Raw genomic sequence first — 21,815 nt, 5'->3', positions numbered from 1 at the left:
TCTCTTCAAGTCGGGAGCGCCGCCTGGCCCTCCCTCTTAGTGACCGGTAGAGTTTGCATACTTCCGAAGTTCGAGCCTGGCAATGGCGCGGTTGTGCACCTCGTCCGGACCGTCGGCGAGACGGAGCGTGCGGATGTGGGCGTAATCCTTGGCGAGGCCCGCTTCGTCCGACACGCCGGCACCGCCAAAGGCCTGGATCGCCTCGTCGATGATCATCAGCGCCATGTTGGGCGCGGCCACCTTGATCATGGCAATCTCGGCCTGCGCAGTCTTGTTGCCGACCTTGTCCATCATGTCGGCCGCCTTGAGGCACAGAAGACGCGTCATCTCGATGTTGGTACGCGCCTCGCCGATGCGCTGCTCCCACACGCTGTGCTCGACGATCTTCTTGCCGAACGCGGTGCGCGAGGCGAGCCGCTTCACCATCTTCTCCAGCGCCTCCTCGGCCTTGCCGATCGTGCGCATGCAGTGATGGATACGGCCCGGACCGAGACGGCCCTGCGCGATCTCGAAGCCGCGGCCTTCGCCGAGCAGGATGTTCTCCTTCGGCACGCGCACGTTCTCGAGCAGCACCTGGGCATGGCCGTGCGGCGCGTCGTCGAAGCCGAACACCGGCAGCATCTTCTCGACCTTGATGCCTGGCGTGTCGAGCGGAACCAGGATCTGCGACTGCTGCTGGTGCTTGGCCGCCTTGAAGTCGGACTTGCCCATCAGGATCGCGATCTTGCAGCGGGGATCGCCGACGCCGGACGACCACCATTTGCGGCCGTTGATGACGTAATGGTCGCCGTCGCGCTCGATGCGGGTCTCGATGTTGGTGGCGTCGGACGAGGCGACCGCCGGTTCCGTCATCAGGAAGGCGGAGCGGATCTCACCGTCCATCAGCGGACGCAGCCATTTCCGCTTCTGCTCCTTGGTGCCGTAGCGGATGAACACTTCCATGTTGCCGGTGTCGGGCGCGGAACAATTGAACACTTCCGAGGCCCAGGTGATGCGGCCCATCTCTTCCGACAAAAGCGCGTATTCGAGATTGGTCAGTCCCGCGCCGCGGAATTCGTCGTCCTCATGCTCGCTCGGCGGCATGAACATGTTCCAGAGGCCTTCGGCCTTCGCCTTCTTCTTGAGGTCCTCGAGGACGGGGATCACCTTCCAGCGGTCGCCGCTCTTGTCCTGCTGATCGTAGATCGGCACCGCCGGGCGCACGTGCTTGGCCATGAAGGACCGCACGCGATCGAGCCATTCCTTCTGCTTGGGCGAGATAGTGAAATCCATAAGAGCCTCCTGAACTTAAGAATGTGGCCCGGTTGTTGTTCTCCATTATTTCCTAGCCGACAAATCTATACTCACCGAGAGTTGCAGGTTGCCGAACATACACTGAAGAATGCCCTTGACCCAGGCTGAGATACCAATCGCTTTTGTCGTTCAAGGAGCAGAGTAAGGGCACTACAGCCCGTCACTTGGAGCCCGTGGCGAAGACATCTGCTACACCGACCTCTGGCCAGTGCGCGATCGTTTCTGATCACCTATACATCGCGCGGCGCTTCGATCTAGCCAACCCATCTGACTTAGTAGCTGCACAAGTGACGTCGGTAGTGTTTGGTAGCCGGAGCAGACGGGGGAGCTGTCCGCAATGCCTCGCGCTGCATCTTAAGTTCGGCCGATTTTGTTAGACCTCACCTTGCACCGCGCTTATCGAAGGCGACTGGTTCGGAGATGGAATGGAGAATGCAATGCAGCAACAAAATGTGCTCTCTAGTGGTGGTCGGCGGACCGGACACTTTCGTAACACCGCCTACGTGATCGAGGAGAGCAGGCGTTATTTCGATGCGGCGCACGCGGCTGGTCTCATGGGTATCCATGGACGCTCAACGATCGGACGGGCTTTTGCTTTGGGTTGCGGCCCGCTTGACAGCCGACCACAGGTACTTGATTTCGTGCGATGCTCCTACTTGGGCCTCGATAACCATCCCGTAGTCATCGATGGTGCGATCGAGGCGATAAAGGCGCACCGATCATTGCACTGGTCCTGCGCGCGAACGCGGCTCAATTTCGACCTCCTGGCGGTACTTGAAGCAACTCTGTCAGATATGTTCTGCGCGCGCGTGCTTACCTATTCCACCGTCATGCTCGCCAATTTAGGCGCAATGCCCCTCCTTGCATCTGGCCAACTAACGGGCGGACGGAAACCAGTCGTAGTATTCGATCGCTTTGCGCACGTCTCGCTCGCCTATCACAAGCCCGTGGTTGCCGATGAAACACGGGTCGAAACGGTTGCACACAACGACATCGACGCTCTCGAACGCCTGTGCCGCCAAGAGCCGGTGGTGGCTTATGTATGCGATGGAGTGTACTCCATGGGAGGCCATTCGCCGATCAACGAACTGCGTCAACTTCAGGAACGCTATGGGCTCTTTCTTTACATCGACGATGCACATGGCACATCGCTATTTGGACGGCACGGTGAAGGATTTGCTCGCTCCCAGTTTCCTTCCGGGCTCGGTGACCGGACGATCATAGCCGCCTCACTGGGCAAGGGGTTCGGCGCATCAGGCGGCATGTTGATGCTCGGGACTTCCGATCAGGAGACTTTGTTCCGACGGTATTCCGTCCCCTACGCGTTCTCGGTGCCTCCCAACCTAGCGGCAGTTGGAGCGGCGCTTGGCTCGTGCAAGATTCACCGTTCGGAAGAACTCGGTCAGCGGCAGAGGCGCTTGGCGCAACGCATAAAACTCTTTGATCGTCTCATGGTAACTGCGGAGCAAGGCAATTCACTTCCGATCAGAATGATCGCCACCGGATCAGAAGCCAAGGCCATTGCAATCGCAAGAGAGCTTCTAGATGCCGGGCTCTATACGTCGGTGACGTTCTTCCCAACCGTTGCGCAAGGAAGAGCGGGGATACGAGTGTGTATTACGGCCGATCATGAGGCTCGCGATATAGAGCGGTTATGCGACTGCGTCTTGGAAAGAATCGATGACATGACCGTCGGCCCCCATACGGACCGGCCCTTTCCGTGATAAAACGGTGACGCTCGGGCGAAATAGTTCGTGCACGCTCTATGCACAACATGAAGGCTCGCTAGCTCCCCGATCGTTCTTGAACTTCGACGCAGGTGACTACTTTCCAGGCCACGGTCATTGGCGATTCATCGCCGAAGGTGAACGCTCTCAGAGCTTGTCCCCGTCCCGCCCGGACGCACGAAACGCAAACCACCCACGTCGCTGCTTGTAACCGCGTCATCCTCCGCGCATCGATAACGTCCGATTGCGCAACGGGCGATGATTTGTGGCCGCAGCATGGTTGGAACTTTGGAGTCATGATGGGAATACTGTCAGGTCTGCGAGTCGTTGAGATCGGAAGCTCGGCTACGACAAGTTATTGCGCACGATTGCTTGCCGATTTTGGCGCCGATGTTCAGAAAGTCGAGCCGCCCCTAGGCGACCCACTTCGCCGCAGCGCGCCACTGACGCCGAGGGGCCAAAGCGCGTGGTTTGCGTTCCTGAACTTTAACAAGTCAAGCGTGATCATCGACCCGGACGACCAACACGCGATGACGAAGTTAATGGCATTAATCGAAAACTGTGACATTCTGATCGACGGCCGCGATGTCGATCCCGCAGATTGCCGGTCCATTGATGTCGAGACGATCCGGCAACGTCGCCCCAGCTTGATCTGCATCGAAGCGAGCTGGTTCGGCAGCGGGGGACCCTACGCAGGATTCGCAGCAACTGATTCGACAGTACGTGCTCTAGCCGGGCTCATCAAGCTGGTCGGACCGGTTGAGGGTCCGCCGTTGTACGCTCCGGATTTCCAGGCGGGCATTTTTGCAGGCCTTTGGGCCTTCATCGCCGTGGCATCTTCGATTGTTGCGCGGACGCAGGGAGGGGCAGGCCGGTCGTGGTCGGTCAGCATTTTCGAAGCGAACCTCGCTCTCAGCGAGAATCATATGTTCGAAGCCGATGCTCGGGGCGAAATGACACGTCGGATCGGCATTAATCGCTTCTGGCCAATGTTTCCGGCAGGCATCTACGAGACCAAAAAGGGATGGCTCGGAGTTACAACGTTAACGCCCGCACAATGGCGCTCGTTCTGCGATATGCTCGGTCTATCGGAGTTACGTGACGACCCAGGTCTGGTGCTCAGCGCAGATCGCTTGCCATACATAGACCAGATCGAAAGACAGTTTCTGCCGAAGCTTAAAGCCCGGACGGCGCAGGAGTGGTTCGTAGAGGGACTGCAACGGAAGATTCCGATCGTGCCGGTACCCGAAATATCGGATCTGCTACTCGACACCGAGAAAAGCGCGCGTGGCGCGATTGTGCCTGTGTTGATCGGCGAAGAAGAGGGCATAACTGTTGGTTCGGTGCAGCGGCTGACCTTGACGAATCCCCGTCGAGGCGGAAAGGTTCCGGCTCCCGGTGAGCAGCAGGAGTTCGCAACCAGCCGAACAAATTCCTCCTTCGCAGTGGGTTCGCCTGGCTGCGTCGCTCCCAACAGGCACCCGTTGGCCGGGGTTCGTGTAATTGACTTCACGATGGGCTGGGCGGGCCCATTGTGTACGCGCACGCTCGCCGATCTTGGTGCAGATGTTATTAAGATCGAGGCCATCCAACATCCAGACTGGTGGCGCGGCGTTGACAGCCGGGCCGCTTACGTGGACGGTCAAATGTACGAAAAGGCGGTGCGCTTCTGTATCATGAATCGCAACAAGCGCGGTATCACACTCGACCTAAGGCGCCCGCAAGGCCTCGCTCTCGCCAAACAGTTGGTTGCGCGAGCTGATATTGTCGTTGACAATTTTTCTGTTGATGTCCTACGAAAGTTCGGGCTTGGTTATGACGTGCTTAAGGCGCTCAATCCGCGCCTGGTGATGATGTCGATGTCAGCCTTTGGTTCGAACAGCGTCCATCGCGATTGCCGGGCTTACGGATCGACTCTCGAGCAGGGATCGGGATTACCGAGTGTAGTCGGGAATCCCGGAGGGGCACCCACTATGAGCCACACCGCCTTCGGGGACCCGGTCGGTGGGCTCAACGGCTGCGCCGCGGTTCTGGTCGCGTTGATTCACGCCCGCACGAATGGCGAGGGGCAGTTCATCGATTTGGCGCAGATCGAATGTATGATGCCGTTCGCTGCGCCATGGATCACGATTCAGTCGATCGGCGGTCTCCCGCCGACAAGATACGGCAACCGACATCCTCAGTTTGTGCCGCACGGGTGCTTTCGGTGTGCGGGTGTGGACAACTGGATCATGGTAGCCGCGACAAATGACGACATGTGGCGGAGGCTCGCACTTCTTATTGGGCGGTCAGACTGGGCCACCGATGCGTCGCTGAAATCTGCAGAAGGTCGCCGGGCTGTTGAGGACGTCATTGAGACAAGTATCGCAGCCTGGACGCTCACCCGCGATGCGGACGAAGCGATGTTTGAGTTGCAATCCGTCAAGATTGCTGCCGGCGTGGCGCGGCTACCAGTTGACCTGCTCAAGGATCAGCATCTTAGGTCGCGCGCGTTTTTCCAAAATATCCAACGCGCTTTCGTGGGCTTCCAACCGCAGCCGTCGATGCCGATTTGCGAAGGTGCAGGCCGTCCCTATGCAATCCGTACGCCGGCACCGACGCTGGGACAGCACAACGGAGAGATCCTGTCAGACTTACTCGGTCTCTCCGAGGCGAACATTGCTGAATTGCGGAGAGAAAGGATCATCGGTACGGCGATGCTCTCCGAACGAGAATGAGCGCAACGAAGCCCCCCGTCACAATCGTAATTAGGGATTATCCGTTCCCTTTATTTAGCCTTGAAGTGGAGTGGTCGTTGTCAGATCGTGAATGGATTGCGCTCCGAGCTCCTAAATCCGATTTGTGGTTGCGGATGTGATAGTTTTAATGGCGCAACATCTGGTTGGGAGTGTATTACGCCTGAAACGTTCCTGAATGCTAGGGTCTCTACCTAATTAGCGTTCTCTGTTTCCCTCGCGTCGAAGTGTTTCGGTGCGGACTTCGATGCGCAAAGGAATGTCTGGCTGAATGACGAGGAATGGGCTCAGATAGAGCCCCATCTGCCAACGAAACAGGCATGCCCAGTGCGCGATGATGATCGACGCATCATCAGTGGTATCGCTCACGTGCTTCAGTGCGGCGCACGCTGGCGCGATTGGCCCGCCCGACCGTTGCCGACACACGACGATCTACAACCTTTGCAATCGCCGTGCAAGCGTGGACATTGGCACGCGATCTTTGAAGCGCTCGCCCGCAACGACGCTGAGAGGACCAAAGCTCGCTAGCGTGCGAGTTGCCTGCATCTTTTTACTGACTGTGTGTCGAGCGCAAACTCGAGGCTTGATAGAACCGCCAGGAATGATCTAGCCGATTCGTAGGGAGCTTACCTCGAAGCGGTCAACGTTCGTACGTGAATGAGTACGGCTGAGCAGCCGCTGCTCCTCAGACTATCACGAGGCCAAGGCTATCATGACATGAACGATGGGATTCCCACCATGGGGCTCGCCGGCCTACGCTCCTCATGTAGTTCGTGAGTTGGTCCGAATATCGAGTTCGATCTCTCGTGTCAGCTCGATGATGCTCTCTGGATGGTGGCCGTTCTTGACAAGAGCATATTTCAAAGCTTGCGCGCGGCTGACAAAAAGGCCGCCAAAGGAGCCCTCTAGTTCGCGGGCAACCCAGTTACCGCGCCGGTTCCTGCCAACCACAATCAGCGGTACCGAGCCAGGCCTCGGAGGCTTCAAGAGCTGAGTCATCATGTCTCATCCGTGACCCGGCGGTTCAGGTTTGCAGTCGAGTTGCTAATAGTGATCACCGGCTTCCAAGTCGTGATCGAGATTGTGACGCTAGCTTGCATGACGGCCCTCAAGGATAGGTGTCCTCGAACATCGGATCGACTGCCTGCGGTCCATTAAGTGGTGGCTCTAGCCGACCGCCATAGAGTTCGGCTGCAGGATACGTCAAACCTGAACCGAGCTCTCCTACGAGTTCTGGCAGTCAACACGGAGGCCGAGGAGAATGCCTAACGGGTTTTGGCCTTGCCGCTGCTTTAGGGCGTCGATACGATCGATGCCTAGAGCTTCGGAATTACTAGGCGCTGTACGACCCAAAGAAGGTGGCCATTCGCCGACCGGCAGAACTTCGCAAACGAAAACGATAGAGATTAGCTGCCCTCTCGGACCCGTGTGTTCGGAATGGCGCTTACAGACACTTCGCGCCCGCTGTCTTTCAAAACGCATCGGCTCTGCACATGGCGCCGCACCGGCGCGCGACTTGTCAGTTTTTCTCTGCGATTCACATCTAGTGAGGCAGCAGACCCAATTGTTAGAAGTCACACCAGTCCATAGAGAGCTCAAGTCGGCTTTGGGCCTATGCCGCGGACAACCTGCCATCGAGCGGCGCGGTCCGCCGGGGGCTATGTCTATGCTCCGATCCAAGAGCGACCGACCATCGCCCATCCAGCTGGGTTAATGGGGATCCTCCAGGTCGACTGCTACCGCTATCGAAAGCTCGCCGAGCGGGGGCGACGTTAAGCCTGCATTCTGTTGGTCCATCCAACGTAAGTTCTACGAACTTGCCACCGCTGGCCCCGCGCTCAGTGCGGGCGAGGCGCTCAAGCATATCCCGTATTCCATGCCACAGAGAAGGACATCCGGGGCCACAGCGCCGATGAGCCTCCTCTCGTTCGTTTTTCATTCGGTTCTCACGACGAAGCGCTGAAGCTTGGCTGCTTCGGCATGTTTGGGCATGTTCAGCTACCTGCTCATTGATCGGGCCTACATTCGCGGGTCAACGAGTGGCTGCGAGCCGCAAGAAATTGTTGAGCAGCAGATACCCCCATTCGGTGAGTATCGATTCGGGATGAAACTGCACGCCGTAGGTTGGTTGATAGCGATGTGCGAGAGCCATGATCTCGCCTTCCTCGGACCGCGCTGTCACCATAAGGTGCGGGGCGGAGGCCGAGTCGAGCTTGATCACAAGCGAATGATAGCGACCGACGGAAAGTGGGGAGGGCAGTCCGTCGAATAACGGGCCCCCCTCATGCATTATGCGAGAGGATCGCCCATGCATGGGGCGTAGCGCACGCGTCACTCGTCCGCCGAAAACGCTTCCAATACATTGATGTCCGAGGCAAATCCCGAGAATCGGGATGCGTCCGGAAAGCTCGCGGATGACATCCATAGATATTCCGGCCTCGCTTGGAGTGCAGGGACCGGGAGAGATAACGATCGCGCGGGGATTAAGGTTGATCACGTCGGTGACGCTGATCGCGTCGTTCCTGACGACCTCGGTTGACTCGCCCAGGCGCTGAAAATGCCGGCCGATGTTGAAGACAAAAGAGTCGTAGTTATCGATAATGAGGATCACGGCGGACCAGGTACTTCAGCACCAAAAGCTTCAAAGATTCGCTGTGCCTTCGCGAGCGTCTCGGCGTACTCGGCTTGCGGATCCGACATCGCTGTTATCCCGCCTCCCGTATGAAACATGGCTTGATTGCCATCAATAGTTACGGTGCGAATCGCGATGTTGGTATCCATATGCCCGTTAAAACCAATGAAGCCGATTGCCCCGCAATAGACCTGTCGAGCCACTCGCTCGATTTCCGTGATGATCTCCATCGATCGCACCTTTGGCGCACCCGTGATCGAGCCGCCTGGAAAGCAAGCTCGCAGCAGCGTGACGGCGTCTTGGCTCTCTGAAAGTTCACCTGTGACGATCGAGACGAGGTGGTGCACCGACACATGGGATTCCAGGTTGCACAGCCCTGCAACTTCAACCGAGTGCGGCGTGCAAACCCGCGACAGATCGTTGCGCAGAAGATCGACAATCATGCAGTTTTCGGCGCGGTCCTTTTCGGACGCGACTAGGAGCTGCGCGCGGTACTGGTCCTCCGCGGAATCATTGCTTCGCGCTATCGTGCCCTTGATGGGGCGTGTTTCGACGTTTCGTGCGTCGAGCTTCAGGAAACGTTCCGGTGAACTTGAGGCAATGGTGAGCTCGCCATAGCGCAACAGGGCCGCAAACGGCGCGGGATTGAGGGAACGCAGCCGGCAGTAAAAGCTAATCGGGTCGAATGAGGTCGGCATCCTCGCAGTGAAGCGCTGCGCGATGTTCGCTTGAAAGATGTCTCCCGCTAAAATGAGGCCGATGACGCGCTGTATGGCCGCGATGTAGTCGTCAAGGCTGAAGTTGGACTGCCATGCGCCTAATGTGCTAGGGAGTTCCTTTAGAGCTGGCGTCGGTACCTCAAGTAAGGCGGCGAACTGATTGGCGCGCCTGCGCGCGCGCTCCAGTCGAGGCGCAGGCTCCTGAGCCGGCCATCCAGTAGAAACGATCCAGCACTTGTGATCCCGATGGTCGAAGCTGATGACGACGTCATAGAAATGCAGGACACACTCGGGCAACGCGCGACCGGCAATTGCAGGTGCCGGCAATCGCTCGAGTGTCCTGTTTAGGTCGTAGCCCAAATAGCCGGCTGCACCTCCCTGAAAGGGAGGGACATCTGTTCGGTTCTGTTGGGGATATCTAGCGAGTAGACTGCGGAGAGCTTCCCACGGATTGCCCCCAAGAGCGACGCCGTCGCAACTCGCTTGTCCATTGTTGACCATGTAGCTACTGAATGGATCACAGGTGACATATGAGTAGCGTCCCAACTCGCTCCTGGCGGCGCTATCCAAAAAGGTCAGGTTTGGTTGATTTCCCAGACGCCGCATAGCAACGGCCGGTTCGATCCATGGAAGTTCGAGGACATGCATTTGAGAACCAGTTGCTCTGCTCTGTGAGAGGTGTTCTGTTCCATCTGGCCAGGCGATTTTTGCTGGTTGCTTTATCTGCAAGCGGTGCCTTAAGAGGCGCCCGGCATCTGAAGGAAAGTGCGATCAATCTGTTTTTTCGAGCTCGATTGCGTTCACTGAGCGCCCTTGAAAAGTGAAGTCCGGGCCGAATTTTCCCCGGTAAAGCTGCCTTAGCCTTCTCGGTGCAATCGGCGTCGATCGCGGATTGTCTGTGCCCTGCGACTCACGGGCTCGGTCTTGCTCCTTGCCCCGGCACAGGCCAGCTGTTTGTGAGCCTAAAGAGCTTGGAGCGGAAAAATCAGCCGAGACGAGCTCGCCATGGATATATTTCGAGGTTTTTCTTGTTTGTCGCAGAACTTCCTCAGGGGCTCCTCGTCAGAGCAACGAACTGGCTAAATTTCGAACTTGCCCCTTCGCCCGACGACCAAGAAGGGAGTGTTTGAGCAGCATTGTGTGGCGCCCGCAGTGTGCTTTGGCCTAGCCGTCTTTCAGGAGCCCGCATCGATTAGACACTATAGTCCGCCGCGAACCGTAGCTCCCGAAGAGGGCGCACACGCCTGATTGATTCCTGGTATAAAGGATGCCCCTTGTAAGCTGCGAGTTCGGCGTCGCTGTCGAATTCACCATAAACGACGACATCGATATCATTCCCGAGTGCATCGCTCTTGCGATTGCGGGCAATCTCCAGCCGACGTGGATGTGGGATTTTCGTGAGGATCGATAGACCTTCGATTATGCCCTCAATCTGAGCTTGGTCCTTGGCGGTGAACAACACGATGTGACGAATCATGGATGGTCGGCGATCCCGGGGAGTGTAGCTGGGCTTACTATCTCGAACGTGAGCTCGCTGCAATGGCGGCCGCTGGCGCGCAGCCCGCGGTTGGTGCTCGAGCTTTTGCTGACGAACGGCCGCAACATGATCTCGCTCAGAGTCGAAATCGATATTGCGTAGGGCTGTTTTCGCAGAAATCATGCAATCCGACTGCATTTCCGCCGTCTTTGAGCAAGAGTAGGCCTTTATACTTTTGCCCTCGAAAAAGCGCGGCTTCAATCGAGTTTCAGAGGGTTTCCTACCAAGCTGACAATGATGAATGCATGAATCCTGCCGCAGAAGCCAGGCACTACAATCGCGATAACAAAGGCCTTGTCCGCTTTGATTGGACGGTCATCGAGGTCGAAGCTTTGTATGGGCTGCCGTTTGCAGACCTGATATTCCAGGCGCAGAACGTTCATCGCGAGAGCTTCGATCCAAACCACGTCGAGGCCGCTAGCCTACTTAGCATCAAGACAGGGGGCTGTCCGGAGGATTGCGGCTATTGCTCCCAGAGCGCGCACTTCGCTACAGATCTGAAGGCCACCCGCCTGATGGATGGTGGCGATGTACTAGCCGCAGCAAAACGCGCCAAGAATGCCGGTGCAACTCGCTTCTGCCTGGCTGCGGCTTGGCGTAGTCCAAAAGAGCGCGATCTTGATCAGGTGTGCGACATGGTCAGGGCCGTGAAAGGTCTTGGCATGGAGAGCTGCGTCACGCTCGGTATGCTGACCGCGAATCAGGCGGCAAAGCTCTCTGAAGCTGGGCTCGACTTCTATAACCATAACGTCGATACCTCGCCTGAATTTTACGGCAGCATCATCAAGACCCGTACGCTAGCAGATCGCCTCGAAACCCTAGCGCACGTTCGCAGCGCCGGGGTCAAGATCTGCTGTGGAGGCATCATTGGGATGGGCGAGCGCATCGAGGATCGCCTCGGCATGCTCGTGCTGCTTGCAAATCTCCCAAGCCATCCGGAAAGCGTGCCGATCAACCTATGGAACGAGGTCAAGGGCGTCCCGGTCAACGAAACCGCGCAGCGTCCTGATCCCATCGCCGTGGCGCGCCTGGTCGCGACTGCTCGAATCATGATGCCGAAGAGCGTGATCCGGTTGTCGGCCGGACGGCAGTATATGACGGACGAACTGCAAGCTCTGTGCTTTTTGGCTGGCGCGAACTCAATCTTCATCGGTGATACGCTGCTGACGACAGAAAACCCCAAGTTGGATCGCGACGCGCACTTATTCGCGCGGCTCGGCATCACGTCTGAGCTTGCCGAATGAAACAGCGCAGGCGATCGAGGCGCTGACGGGCGGGTGTGAAGTGAACATCACCCTCATGAAGGGCAAAATCCATTGCGCTTCCGTGACCGAAGCCGATCTTCACTATGAAGGATCAATCTCGATTGATCGTGCGTTGCTGGACGCGGCGGGGGTCCTGCTCTATGAGCGCGTCGAGATCTACAATATGGATACGGGGGCGCGCTTTGCAACCTATGTCATCGAGGCACCGCGTGGGTCCGGTATCATCGGTTTGAATGGTGCTGCCGCACGGTTGGCGATGCCAGGAGACAAAATTACTGTCATTGCTTATGCATCCTTCGACGAAGCCGAAGCAGAGGTGTTCCAACCGCGCGTCGTGCTCGTTGACCGCAACAATGGCATTCTCGCCCGTTAAGACTTGAGTGGCATGTTCAAGCTCCTCGTCGGCGGCTATCGCCAAAAGGCCGGCAGCATCGGGTGGAGTGCGCAAGGAGCTCGTCGCAAATGGATAAATTCGGACCCTACGTCAAGGCCTTGCGCTCCCTGCAAGATGAAAACCGCTTGCGCGGTCTCAATTCGCGTGCCGGAATTGATTTTTCATCTAACGATTATCTGGCGCTTGCGAGTGCATCGCGTATGAAAAAGGCCGTCTTGGCGGCTATCGAACGTGGCACCCCGCTTGGTGCTGGCGGTTCGCGACTTCTGCGCGGCAATTGTGAAGAGCATGAATGCCTCGAGGCGGAAGCCGCCCAGTTCTTTGGCGCAGAGACGGCGCTGTTTTTTGCGAGCGGTTACGTCGCCAATTTTGCGGTCCTGACGACGCTCCCGCAACGGGACGATCTGCTCGTCCTCGACTCTCTGGTTCACGCCAGTATTCATGAAGGCGCGCGAGCTGGCAGGGCCGAGTTTCGGACAGCTGGCCATAACGATGTCGGAGCCATCGAAAGTGCGATTCGCGACTGGCGTGCGGATGGAGGAATGGGACGGGTCTGGATCGTCGCGGAAAGCCTTTACAGTATGGACGGCGATTTCGCCCCCCTCGATGATCTGGTCGCGCTCGCAGATCGCTACGACGCGTTCCTGGTCGTTGACGAGGCCCATGCTACCGGCGTTTACGGTGCGCTGGGCCGAGGGCTCGCCGGCCATTACGTTCACCGTGAAAATCTCCTGGTTGTACATACCTGCGGCAAGGCGTTGGGAGTGGCGGGAGCGCTTGTCACTGCTTCCGGTGTGCTACGCGACTTTATGATCAATCGTTGTCGTCCGTTTATCTTCGCGACTGCGCCATCACCCTTAATTGCCGTTGCCGTCAGCGAGGCACTATCCATCTTGCAGCGGGAGCCCGAGCGTCAGCATGGCCTCGCAAGGCTCGTTGCATTCACGCATCAGAAGATGGAAGCCCGCGGCGTGCGATGTCCCTCCAGCTCGCAGATCCTCCCATACATGGTCGGCGACAATGCTCATACGATGCGGCTCGCCTCTGCGATGCAGAATCGGGGCTTCGATATTCGCGGAATTCGGCCGCCCACAGTGCCGGCGGGGACAGCGCGTTTGCGAATTTCACTGACGCTGAACGTCAGCGAGGATGATGTGGTCTCCATGGTCGATGCCCTCGCTGAGGAGACGAAGGAGAAGGCTCGATGAGTTTGCGGATCGTGGTGACCGGAACAGATACCGGCATTGGGAAGACTGTGTTCGCCGCAGGCTTGGCCGATCTTATCGGCGCGAGTTATTGGAAGCCGATACAAGCTGGCCTCGACGGAGAAACCGATACCGAAACGGTCACAAGGTTGGCTCGTCTCTCAGCCGATCGAGTCGTGCCGGAGCTCTACCGCCTTCGAACATCCGCTTCGCCCCACCAGTCTGCCGAAGTGGATGGGGTTCGCATTGACGCGGCTTCCATAAGTCCGCCAGACACGGAAGGACGGCCTCTTGTCATCGAGGGCGCCGGCGGGCTTATGGTCCCACTAAGTGGGGATACACTCTACATCGACGTGTTTGAGCGGTGGCAGCTTCCGGTCGTGGTTTGCGCGAGCACAAAACTCGGTACAATCAATCACTCGCTGCTGTCGATTGAGGCTCTTCGAAGGCGGCAGATCACGATTCTGGGTGTTGCGTTCATCGGCGAACGCAACCCGGAAACTCAGACTGCCATTCGTGAGATTGGCCGCGTGCGCTGGTTGGGACGACTGCCTCTGCTTTCGCCGCTCACGCCAGAGGCGCTTCAGACGGCATTCAAGTCTTCATTCTGTGCTGACGATTTCAGTTGAAATGCCGACCCCGAGCTCGCCGATTTGGCATCCGTTTACGCAGCACGCGCTTCAAGGCGAGATGACAAGGATCGCGCGCGGTGAGGGGGCTTACCTTCACACCGCCGACGGCCGACATATCATGGACGCAATCTCGTCCTGGTGGGTCGTGACCCACGGCCATTGCCACCCACATATTGTCATCGCCATCCAGGACCAGGCGGGCAAGCTCAATCAGATCATCTTTGCGGGTTACACCCATGAGCCAGCCGAGGAGCTTGCGGCACAACTCCTGCAACTTACGCCGCCTGCTCTTGAGTACGTCTTCTTCTCAGATAGCGGTTCGACGAGCGTCGAAGTCGCGCTGAAGATGGCGCTCGGCTATTGGAGTAACATCGGCAAACGGCGGACTCGCATTGTGGTGATGCAACACTCCTACCATGGCGACACGATAGGAGCGATGTCGGTCGGAGCCCGTGGCGTGTTCAATGCACCCTATGAACCTCTGCTATTTGACGTCACGCCAATCCCGTTCCCGGCAACAGGTCGCGAGCGGAACACGCTGAGTGCATTATATTCAGTGTGCCAGGAGGAGATGCCGGCGGCCCTGATCGTGGAGCCTCTGATCTTGGGGGCGGGCGGAATGCTGATGTACCCAGCCTGGGTGCTGCGGGAGATGAAGCGGATCTGCGAAGACTGGGGCGTTCTCTTCATTGCAGATGAAGTCATGACGGGCTGGGGGCGAACCGGAACGCTGTTTGCGTGCGAGCAGGCCGACGTCACTCCAGATATCGCCTGTTATTCGAAGGGGCTCACTGGTGGATCGCTTCCGCTCGCAGTGACACTCTGTCGCGCTGATATTTTCGAGGCGCACTATTCGAAAGATCGCAATTTGACGTTCTTCCATTCGAGTTCATATACCGCGAACCCGCTTGCCTGCGCCGCCGCAAAGGCCAATCTGGATCTTTGGCAGAACTCAGATGCGCGCACGCGCGTGTCAACCCTTGCATCCATGCAAGAGCGCGCTATTCAGCCGTTTCAGGCAGATCCGCGCTTTGCAAACGTTCGTCCGACCGGCACCATCACTGCGCTTGATCTGAAAACAGATGACGCCGGCTATCTCGCCGGCATCGGTCCGAAACTGCAAGCCTTCTTCAATGACCGAAATCTTCTCCTGCGTCCGCTCGGGAATACGATCTACGTGATGCCACCTTATTGCGTTACAGCCGCAGATATTCATCAGATCTATGCCGCGATCAGGGAAGCTGCCGATCTGTTCGCTTGATGCACGGTGAGCAAGAACTGCGAAAGACTCGGAATGATCTCTTTGCGGTGAAGACCCTCAAGGAGAGTTGAAATATTGCAGGATTGGAGCGGCCAAATGCCGTTCATTGCATTATTCAGGATCAAAATAGCAGCTATAGGTGGGGAAGTTTGGCGCAACTGCTCTCAGAGGCGGCGCCAAGAAGGCGCGCATCAGGGGTCATTCTGCTGCGCCGGCTGCGGCTTGCATACCCGAGATCGGAATTGGCGACTCCGCACGTCGTGTGCGGGCGCTGTGACGTGGAAGTGGAGAATGCATGGGACTAATTTAGGTGGCGCCAATAGGAGGCAAAACATGCGCAATAGCTCTCACGGTTTCCATGCTGGAAGGTGCTGCGCTATTTGTAGCGGGAAGTTCGGGCTGATCCGCTACTACTGCTGGCGAACGGCGCTTTGCTCCAAAAGGTGCGTCGACCGCTTCAAGTCGCGGCGGGAGGGCGACCAAAAATGGTTGCGCTGGTTGCGAGCAGCTTGACAGCTGCCACTAAGTGAGCTCCGTTGGATAGTGCCTTAGCCGGGCGATGCCTAGCACGACATCACCCGATAGGCCAGGGAGTTTAGCGAGGCGCTTTCAAGGGTGGTGTGAAAACTAAGTGACACGGAGCACGGCAACAATCATCGGTTCCAATGCTAGAGGCTAAAGAAGCGCGCTACGGCTAAGTGGCCATCCGGCCGACCTTGCGCGACCGCCTCCAATGATGCGCTCACATCGCACTATTTCTTTTGGCTTCTCTCGCATGGATCCCGTTCGCCTGATAGGTCTGTCTGCAGGACGGGACACTTCCTGACCGACGGACAGGGACGGGTGTGATGCTGGGAGAAGCAGCTTTCGACTCGTTCTTCGGCATTTGCCGCAGACAGGCTGCGAGTTGAGCGGCTATTATGGTATTGGCCACGAATGGCTTGCGAACTCTAGCCGGCCGCCCACACTCTCCGGCACTCGCATCGATCAGCCTTGCCGAGGTGGGCGGGCAAGGAGGCCATAGGAACTACTGCTGAAGCGGCAGAGTCGGGTCTTCGAAGTTGGTCTGGCCGCATTGCGCAGTCTGTCGGATGGCGATCATCGACCGCCTTGCCCGATTGCATTCGACGCTCGGGAAAGGCATGGCGGCCTCCGGTGAACTCCATGCGCACAGGATAGATCGTGGGTGGAGCTATGGCTTGAGCGGGGTGCCATGTCCGACCGATTTTCAGTTTACAAAGTCTCGCTTGAACGTTGCCGTCGAAGGTGGTCGTGGTCCATCTCCACGACGAATGGCTCGTTGGTCATGACGGGAACGCAAGGCAGCCGAGCCGCGGCGCGCTATGAAGCCAACAAAGCTCTCTTCCTGTTGTTGCAAAGTGCGCCGTATCGACGGCGGCTTCCGTGTGGTTCGGGCAAATAAAACTGTATCGTCGCGCTTGGAAGGTGCCTTGATCGATGCTTCCGCATCGGGAGGTGAAGCCGCTCTCGTCTTCTAAAACGAAACTCTTTCCTTGTCCGGTCCAACGATCAGTGTCGCAGGATTTTCCACGCATGAGCCACATTTCAGAGTCGCCTTTGCAGGGCGTCACCGTTCGCTCCTGCAGCAATGGAAAACGGAGGGACGCACCATCGCGATGACGACGGCTTACGATGCGGTCACGGCCGCATCGCCGACACAGCGGGCGGTATCATTCTCGTCGCTGATAGTATCGGCAATGTCTGCCCGGGACGCCCACGATACGCTTCCCGCCAGCGTGGCAATGATGAATCATCACCTGGCAGCAGCCTCGCGCACAAGATCTCGCGCCCTGGTGTGGCTGACATGCCGTTTCTCAGCTTTCATCTCAGTCTCGACGAGACAACATGCGCTGCCGGAGGTTTTCTACAGCGGGGTGGCGGAGCCGTGAGACTCGAGGGCGGCGCCAAGCGTCTGGGGATCGTGCGCGCTTTGGTGATTGCGAAATCCCGGTGGGGCATCTTGGTCTTACCCCTCAGAGCGTCTTTGTCATGGGGCTTCAAGGTACAGGGAAGGACAAGAGCTGAAGCGTTACGTCTGCATCGATGATGCTCACCGTCCAGGAGGCCGGCTGCCTCGCTTTGGTTCTCGAGGGCATCCGGCCGAGTTCGCGGAAGGCGCATGCACTGACCATGCCCCACCATCGGAATTGCGGCCGGGCTAGGCTGGTCCGGCCAGGTGCTCGTACTCCACGACGTCTTTGGGTTGGTCGAAGGTAAAAAGACGAAAATTCGCCCGCGCCTACGCGAATAAGGAGGTTCTACAGGAGGCGCTGATACGCGCTGAGCGGTCGATGTCCGTCAGGGCACATTCCCTGGGGCAGGAATGCCATCGGCTTCCCGATGAGCTCCGCGCGGCCATTGCGAACTGGAAGGCTCCAACACGCACGGAGTGAGGACGATATGCAAACAATAGAACTGAGTAGGATGACGAAAGTGCAATGTACAGGCCCGGCCAATGCCGGCGATCAGGTCCTAGAGCCCACTCAGAGGGAGCGGTTATGCAGAAATTGGAGGGTAACCGGCGCTGGCGCGCGGAATCTGAGCGTCGATATGTTGTTGAATGCATCAAATCAGTGCCAAGAGCGCACTAGGGTTCAGACTCAATTGAGCCAATATGCGACGAGAGCGGCGAGATGAACAGCGGCCAAAAAATTACGGGCGAGCTTGTCATATCGCGTGGCGATGCGCCGGAAGTCCTTGAGCCTGCAAAAGCAGCGTTCGATGACATTTCGTCCTTTGTAGGCGCGTTTGTTGAAGCGATGGATGACGACACGGTTAGACTTATTGGGGATTACAGGCTTGGCGCCGCGAAGAATGATTTCGCCGCGAAGCTTGTCGCCATCATACCCTTTGTCGGCGAGGAGCACGCTCATGGGTGGCGCGAGCGCCAGGACATCGTGAGCCGCAGTGATATCAGCATCCTGGCCTGGAGTCAGATGCAGGACGACCGGCCGGCAGAGCGGATCGCTCAGCGCATGGATTTTTGTCGTGCGGCCTCCGCGCGAGCGGCCGATTGCTTGATTGTGCTCCCCCCTTTTCCGCCGGAGGCACACCGGTGAGCTTTAATCGAGGTCGAGTCGAGCGACAGTACGACGCCGTCTTCGCCAGGCTTGGCCAGCGCTTCGAAGATTGCGCACCATCGTCCTCGCTTGGCCCAGCGATTGAAGCGATTGTAGATCGTCGTGTAAGGGCCGTATTCACGTGGACAATCACGCCATCGTGCACCCGATTGCAGCATGTGAATGATGCCGCTGACGATGCGTCGGTCGTCGTCCCGATCCGGCCCCGTCAGTCCCCTCGGCAGGTGCGGTTCGATACGCTCCCATTGCCTGTCGTTCAGCCAAAACAAACCAGCGCGCATTCTCTCGCCCCCGAATCAACACTTAGGCAAGAGAATCACGTGGCGCTATTTAGGTACAGACCCTAGTGTGCAGCATTGCGCTCCGATCTTTGCAGGTCGGATAGTGTGTCTGGAAACGGTACGGGGGAGAAGGACATGGTTCGCCATTTCTACCGGCTCCGAATGCGCACATTCGCAGCTGCATTGCGGCAGCACAGCAGGCGCGAAATGCTGCAAACAATCCGGTTTCAATACAGTCTCATGCAGCTTGGGAATGAATTGAAGTCCTCCGACAAACGCTGCATCGCGGCCGGAGATCCGTTAGAGCTTGAAACGGGCACGCGATCGAAGTCGTTCCTCACAGCTTTGCCCCTAAGATCCCGCGGAGCCGGGCGGCATTTCCCTCTACCGCGAAGCGGCTCAACGTCCTTACCTTCACCAGCTTTGCGCCGGAGCGGTCATTCACCTGGTCGACAACGCCCGCAGGCGCGTGAGGCGCTAGTCTGCCGCGATCGCCTCGTTGACATGGTTGCGTGCGTTCGCCACCCGCCCAGGGCGGCCTGGCTGACTAACGCCCTCGCAGCTTCGCAGAGGTTGCAGCACGATCGTGGGCTCGAACGTAGGGCCACAACTTAGGTCGAAAATTGTGCGGTTGACGTAAGCGATCTGCTTTCGTCGCATTGCGAAAAAAGGCCGTGCGAAAATTCCGCACGGCCAAGTCAGGGAGGAAACGCCCCAAAGGGCGGCTGAAGAGAGCATAAAGTGAGTGCCCACACTCACTGGAGCTCCAAGCTTGCGCCTACGGTCAAGTCGCGCAAACCGGATGTTGAAATATCCGTTTCTTGTGCTGATTGAGCCCGAATTTGGTGCAGGCGCCGCATGTTTTATGCGAATTGAACTATTTAGATGCAGCTATTCCGCGGGACGCTCAGTTCAAAATGATCCACGTCTCCCACGCTCTGTGTTCGTCACTAACCCAACAGCAGTTAAGTCGTGCACCGACACGGGGCGCGCGCGTTTTGCGCGCGAGTTTCAGCATTTGGAAATCAATCTAAATTAGGCAGCGCTCGTTGTTGATTGAACGAAGCAGGTTGAGCCAGTCCGCTCAACGTGCGCGTTACTTGCTGATCTGCGATGGTCAGCACTGCTCAAATAAATCAGGTCACATCGAGGGACAAAAAATAAGCAAGAATTCCTGTGACACTGGCGAACGTCCGTCCGTTAGATGGGGCTTTCGAATCGGATTGCGCGAGCAGATGGCAGTGCTCGGGATTTCCGGTGTGCTGGTCACCGGCGTAATCTGCGCCGCAGCTTTGCACTACGCGAGTATCGTTCAACGAGAGGCGAGTGCGAGCAATGAATTGAAAGCCCGTGTCGTTTCATTGTCACAAAGCTTTCTGGAGTCTGGCCAAATCGCGACCGAGTTCCTCCGCAAGCCCAGTGAAATGTCGGTCGAGACGCATGCGGATCTTGTTGATCGCCAGCTCGAAGAGTTAGGTCGGGTCGAAAAACTGATCGGGGAGTTGCCCGAGGATGATCCGCTGCGGCAGGCAGCCTCCCTGCGGCCGGTAATCAATCTCTATGCGACCCGCTTTGGAAACGTCGTTGCAGCACAACGCAACTTAGGCTTCAACGAAAATGAGGGATTTCAGGGCAAGCTGCGCACAGCCGTGCACGCCGTCGAGGAGCGATTGAGCCAGGTGAACCAGCCGCGCCTGATGATCTTGATGCTGATGATGCGCCGCCATGAGAAGGATTTTATCTTACGGGGCGAAGAAAAATACGGCGATCAGCTTTCCGCCAGGGAGATGGAGTTCGAAGCCGAACTTGCTCAGGCAACTCTGCCTACGGGGAGAAATCCCAGCTTCTCGAGCTGATGCGAGCGTACAAGGCAAATTTTATATCATTCATGGTGACGCACCAGACGCTGAGCGATCAGGTAGATGATCTTCGACAGACTTACGGCCGCATTCGCCCGGCAATCGCAGATGTCATGTCGGCGGCAGACGCGCATGCGCAGGCTATGGAGATCCGAGCCGGAGAGATTCGGCAGAGGCTGGCCTAGCTCATTGGACTTGCAACGCTGCTCGCGGGACTGTTCAGTATGCTTTTCGGGCAGCGCATTGCCAAAACCGTCGCCTCGATGACCGCGGCCATGCGCCAGCTAGGTGAGGGTCGGTTCGATGTAGTTTTGCCGGGCCTTGGTCGAAAAGATGAGCTCGGCGATATGGCCGAAGCTGTCGAAATGTTCAAGCAGAGAGCTCGTGAAAAGCTGCAGGCGGAGCTTGATGCCAAGGTCGATCGGGACCAGGCTGCTGCCAACCTGCGTAAGGCCGATATCGCTGGACTTGCGGGCGAATTCGAAGCAGCCGTAGGGCAGGTGATCGAAGCCGTTTCGTCCGCCTCGAAGGAGTTGGAAACCTCCGCCCGGAGCCTTGCCTCTTCTGCGGTTGAGAGCCGCCAACTCTCGATGCAGGTTGCCTCATCAGCCACCGGCGCAGGTACGGGGTTCAATTGACGAGTTCTTGGACCTGGGGGGCTGTCCCCTCTGGCCCGAGAGCGGCCAAGCGACGTTGTAGCTTGATAACGGCCTTAGAATCCAATTTTGCGCCGCGGGCGTTAATACTCCACGATCATTGAAGCCAGCGGCGATGCTGCGGGCGGACTTTGCGCCGGCCTCCAAAACGGCCTGCAAGCTCGGCCGGAGCCGCCTTGCTGTTTCGTCGGCGTTCGCCTTCAATGCCGATACGGCGGCAGAGTTGCCATACCGCTTCAGGTGGCTCGCGCCATTTGGGTTGCCTAAACGTCTAATTTCGGGATGCCCCTTTTGGCCTGTCCGAGCCACGCGATCACGGGCTACTCCCAAAGCGGCTTCGTACGTTCGGCTATCATATCGCGTTCGTGCTCAGCGACGGCGGCGAGAATAGTGATAGCTAGTCTGTTTGCGTTCGGAAGGTCGCAAGCAACGAATTCGATGCCGGCTCGCTCCAGGCCTGAACGGCCATTCAGTTGTCTGGCGTTGGTCCCGCGCGAATTTGATGCCCGCGGGGAAGG

General features: G+C 57.8%; 17 protein-coding genes and 2 pseudogenes. 12 read left to right on the top strand and 7 right to left on the bottom strand.

Features of this window, described 5'->3' with window-relative positions; all coding sequences use genetic code 11:
• Positions 1-36 precede the first annotated feature (36 nt).
• Positions 37-1,272: an acyl-CoA dehydrogenase family protein gene (locus tag XI04_RS03710; protein WP_271623476.1), complete on the bottom strand. Its 1,236-nt coding sequence runs from the start codon at positions 1,270-1,272 to the stop codon at positions 37-39.
• A gap of 458 nt (positions 1,273-1,730) precedes the next feature.
• On the opposite strand from XI04_RS03710, the gene XI04_RS03705 reads away from it, so the two are divergent.
• From XI04_RS03705 to XI04_RS03695, 3 genes are all read left to right on the top strand, one after another.
• Positions 1,731-3,017, top strand: coding sequence for an aminotransferase class I/II-fold pyridoxal phosphate-dependent enzyme (locus XI04_RS03705; protein WP_271623475.1), 1,287 nt, complete (start codon positions 1,731-1,733; stop codon positions 3,015-3,017).
• A 299-nt stretch (positions 3,018-3,316) separates the two neighbouring features.
• Positions 3,317-5,737: a CaiB/BaiF CoA transferase family protein gene (locus XI04_RS03700; protein WP_271623474.1), complete on the top strand. Its 2,421-nt coding sequence runs from the start codon at positions 3,317-3,319 to the stop codon at positions 5,735-5,737.
• A 285-nt stretch (positions 5,738-6,022) separates the two neighbouring features.
• Positions 6,023-6,283: a transposase gene (locus XI04_RS03695; protein WP_271623497.1), complete on the top strand. Its 261-nt coding sequence runs from the start codon at positions 6,023-6,025 to the stop codon at positions 6,281-6,283.
• A 234-nt stretch (positions 6,284-6,517) separates the two neighbouring features.
• On the opposite strand, the gene XI04_RS03690 is transcribed toward XI04_RS03695, so the two are convergent.
• From XI04_RS03690 to XI04_RS03670, 4 genes are all read right to left on the bottom strand, one after another.
• Positions 6,518-6,757 (bottom strand): hypothetical protein, encoded by a 240-nt coding sequence (locus XI04_RS03690; RefSeq protein WP_271623473.1) that lies wholly within the window; start codon positions 6,755-6,757, stop codon positions 6,518-6,520.
• Between the two features lie 1,030 nt (positions 6,758-7,787).
• Positions 7,788-8,366, bottom strand: coding sequence for an anthranilate synthase component II (locus XI04_RS03680; RefSeq protein WP_271623472.1), 579 nt, complete (start codon positions 8,364-8,366; stop codon positions 7,788-7,790).
• Positions 8,363-9,754 (bottom strand): aminodeoxychorismate synthase component I, encoded by a 1,392-nt coding sequence (gene pabB, locus XI04_RS03675; protein WP_271623471.1) that lies wholly within the window; start codon positions 9,752-9,754, stop codon positions 8,363-8,365. The genes XI04_RS03680 and pabB overlap by 4 nt, the downstream gene beginning before the upstream one ends.
• A 544-nt stretch (positions 9,755-10,298) precedes the next feature.
• Entirely contained in the window at positions 10,299-10,583 is a 285-nt protein-coding gene (locus XI04_RS03670) for a Dabb family protein (protein ID WP_271623470.1), read from the bottom strand.
• Between the two features lie 305 nt (positions 10,584-10,888).
• On the opposite strand from XI04_RS03670, the gene bioB reads away from it, so the two are divergent.
• The 7 genes and pseudogenes from bioB (at position 10,889) to XI04_RS38775 (ending at position 17,672) form a co-directional block, all read left to right on the top strand.
• Complete coding sequence (bioB, locus tag XI04_RS03665) at positions 10,889-11,887, top strand: biotin synthase BioB (RefSeq protein ID WP_271623469.1); 999 nt, start codon at positions 10,889-10,891, stop codon at positions 11,885-11,887.
• 40 nt (positions 11,888-11,927) lie between these two features.
• Entirely contained in the window at positions 11,928-12,281 is a 354-nt protein-coding gene (gene panD, locus XI04_RS03660) for an aspartate 1-decarboxylase (RefSeq protein ID WP_271623496.1), read from the top strand.
• Positions 12,282-12,370: 89 nt separating this feature from the next.
• Positions 12,371-13,510, top strand: coding sequence for an 8-amino-7-oxononanoate synthase (locus tag XI04_RS03655; protein ID WP_271623468.1), 1,140 nt, complete (start codon positions 12,371-12,373; stop codon positions 13,508-13,510).
• Positions 13,507-14,136 carry a dethiobiotin synthase gene (gene bioD / locus XI04_RS03650; RefSeq protein ID WP_271623467.1) on the top strand — a complete coding sequence of 210 codons (630 nt, stop codon included), beginning with the start codon at positions 13,507-13,509 and terminating at the stop codon, positions 14,134-14,136. Before XI04_RS03655 ends, bioD begins: the two co-directional genes overlap by 4 nt.
• A 1-nt stretch (position 14,137) precedes the next feature.
• Entirely contained in the window at positions 14,138-15,400 is a 1,263-nt protein-coding gene (locus XI04_RS03645) for an adenosylmethionine--8-amino-7-oxononanoate transaminase (RefSeq protein ID WP_271623495.1), read from the top strand.
• A gap of 1,637 nt (positions 15,401-17,037) precedes the next feature.
• The gene (locus XI04_RS38780) at positions 17,038-17,310 is read left to right on the top strand and encodes a hypothetical protein (protein ID WP_442869385.1); all 273 of its coding nucleotides are present in this window, start codon (positions 17,038-17,040) and stop codon (positions 17,308-17,310) included.
• A pseudogene (locus XI04_RS38775) lies at positions 17,226-17,672 on the top strand (3-methyl-2-oxobutanoate hydroxymethyltransferase). The gene XI04_RS38780 and the pseudogene XI04_RS38775 overlap by 85 nt, the downstream one beginning before the upstream one ends.
• Before the next feature lie 349 nt (positions 17,673-18,021).
• Here the strand turns inward: XI04_RS38775 and XI04_RS03640 are convergent.
• Positions 18,022-18,804: pseudogene (locus XI04_RS03640) on the bottom strand (IS5 family transposase).
• A 1,048-nt stretch (positions 18,805-19,852) separates the two neighbouring features.
• Between XI04_RS03640 and XI04_RS03635 the strand changes: the two are divergent.
• The gene (locus XI04_RS03635; RefSeq protein ID WP_271623466.1) at positions 19,853-20,638 is read left to right on the top strand and encodes a hypothetical protein; all 786 of its coding nucleotides are present in this window, start codon (positions 19,853-19,855) and stop codon (positions 20,636-20,638) included.
• Positions 20,639-20,865: 227 nt separating this feature from the next.
• Entirely contained in the window at positions 20,866-21,279 is a 414-nt protein-coding gene (locus XI04_RS03630; RefSeq protein ID WP_271623465.1) for a HAMP domain-containing protein, read from the top strand.
• Positions 21,280-21,617: 338 nt separating this feature from the next.
• On the opposite strand, the gene XI04_RS03625 is transcribed toward XI04_RS03630, so the two are convergent.
• Positions 21,618-21,752, bottom strand: a complete 135-nt coding sequence (locus XI04_RS03625) for a recombinase family protein (protein ID WP_442869384.1) — start codon at positions 21,750-21,752, stop codon at positions 21,618-21,620.
• Between the last annotated feature and the right edge of the window lie 63 nt (positions 21,753-21,815).

The sequence above is a fragment of the Bradyrhizobium sp. CCBAU 11430 genome (assembly GCF_028128855.1).
GTDB lineage: Bacteria > Pseudomonadota > Alphaproteobacteria > Rhizobiales > Xanthobacteraceae > Bradyrhizobium > Bradyrhizobium ottawaense.
The sequence above is the reverse complement of the archived record's forward strand: the minus strand, read 5'-3'. Positions and strand labels throughout refer to the sequence as shown.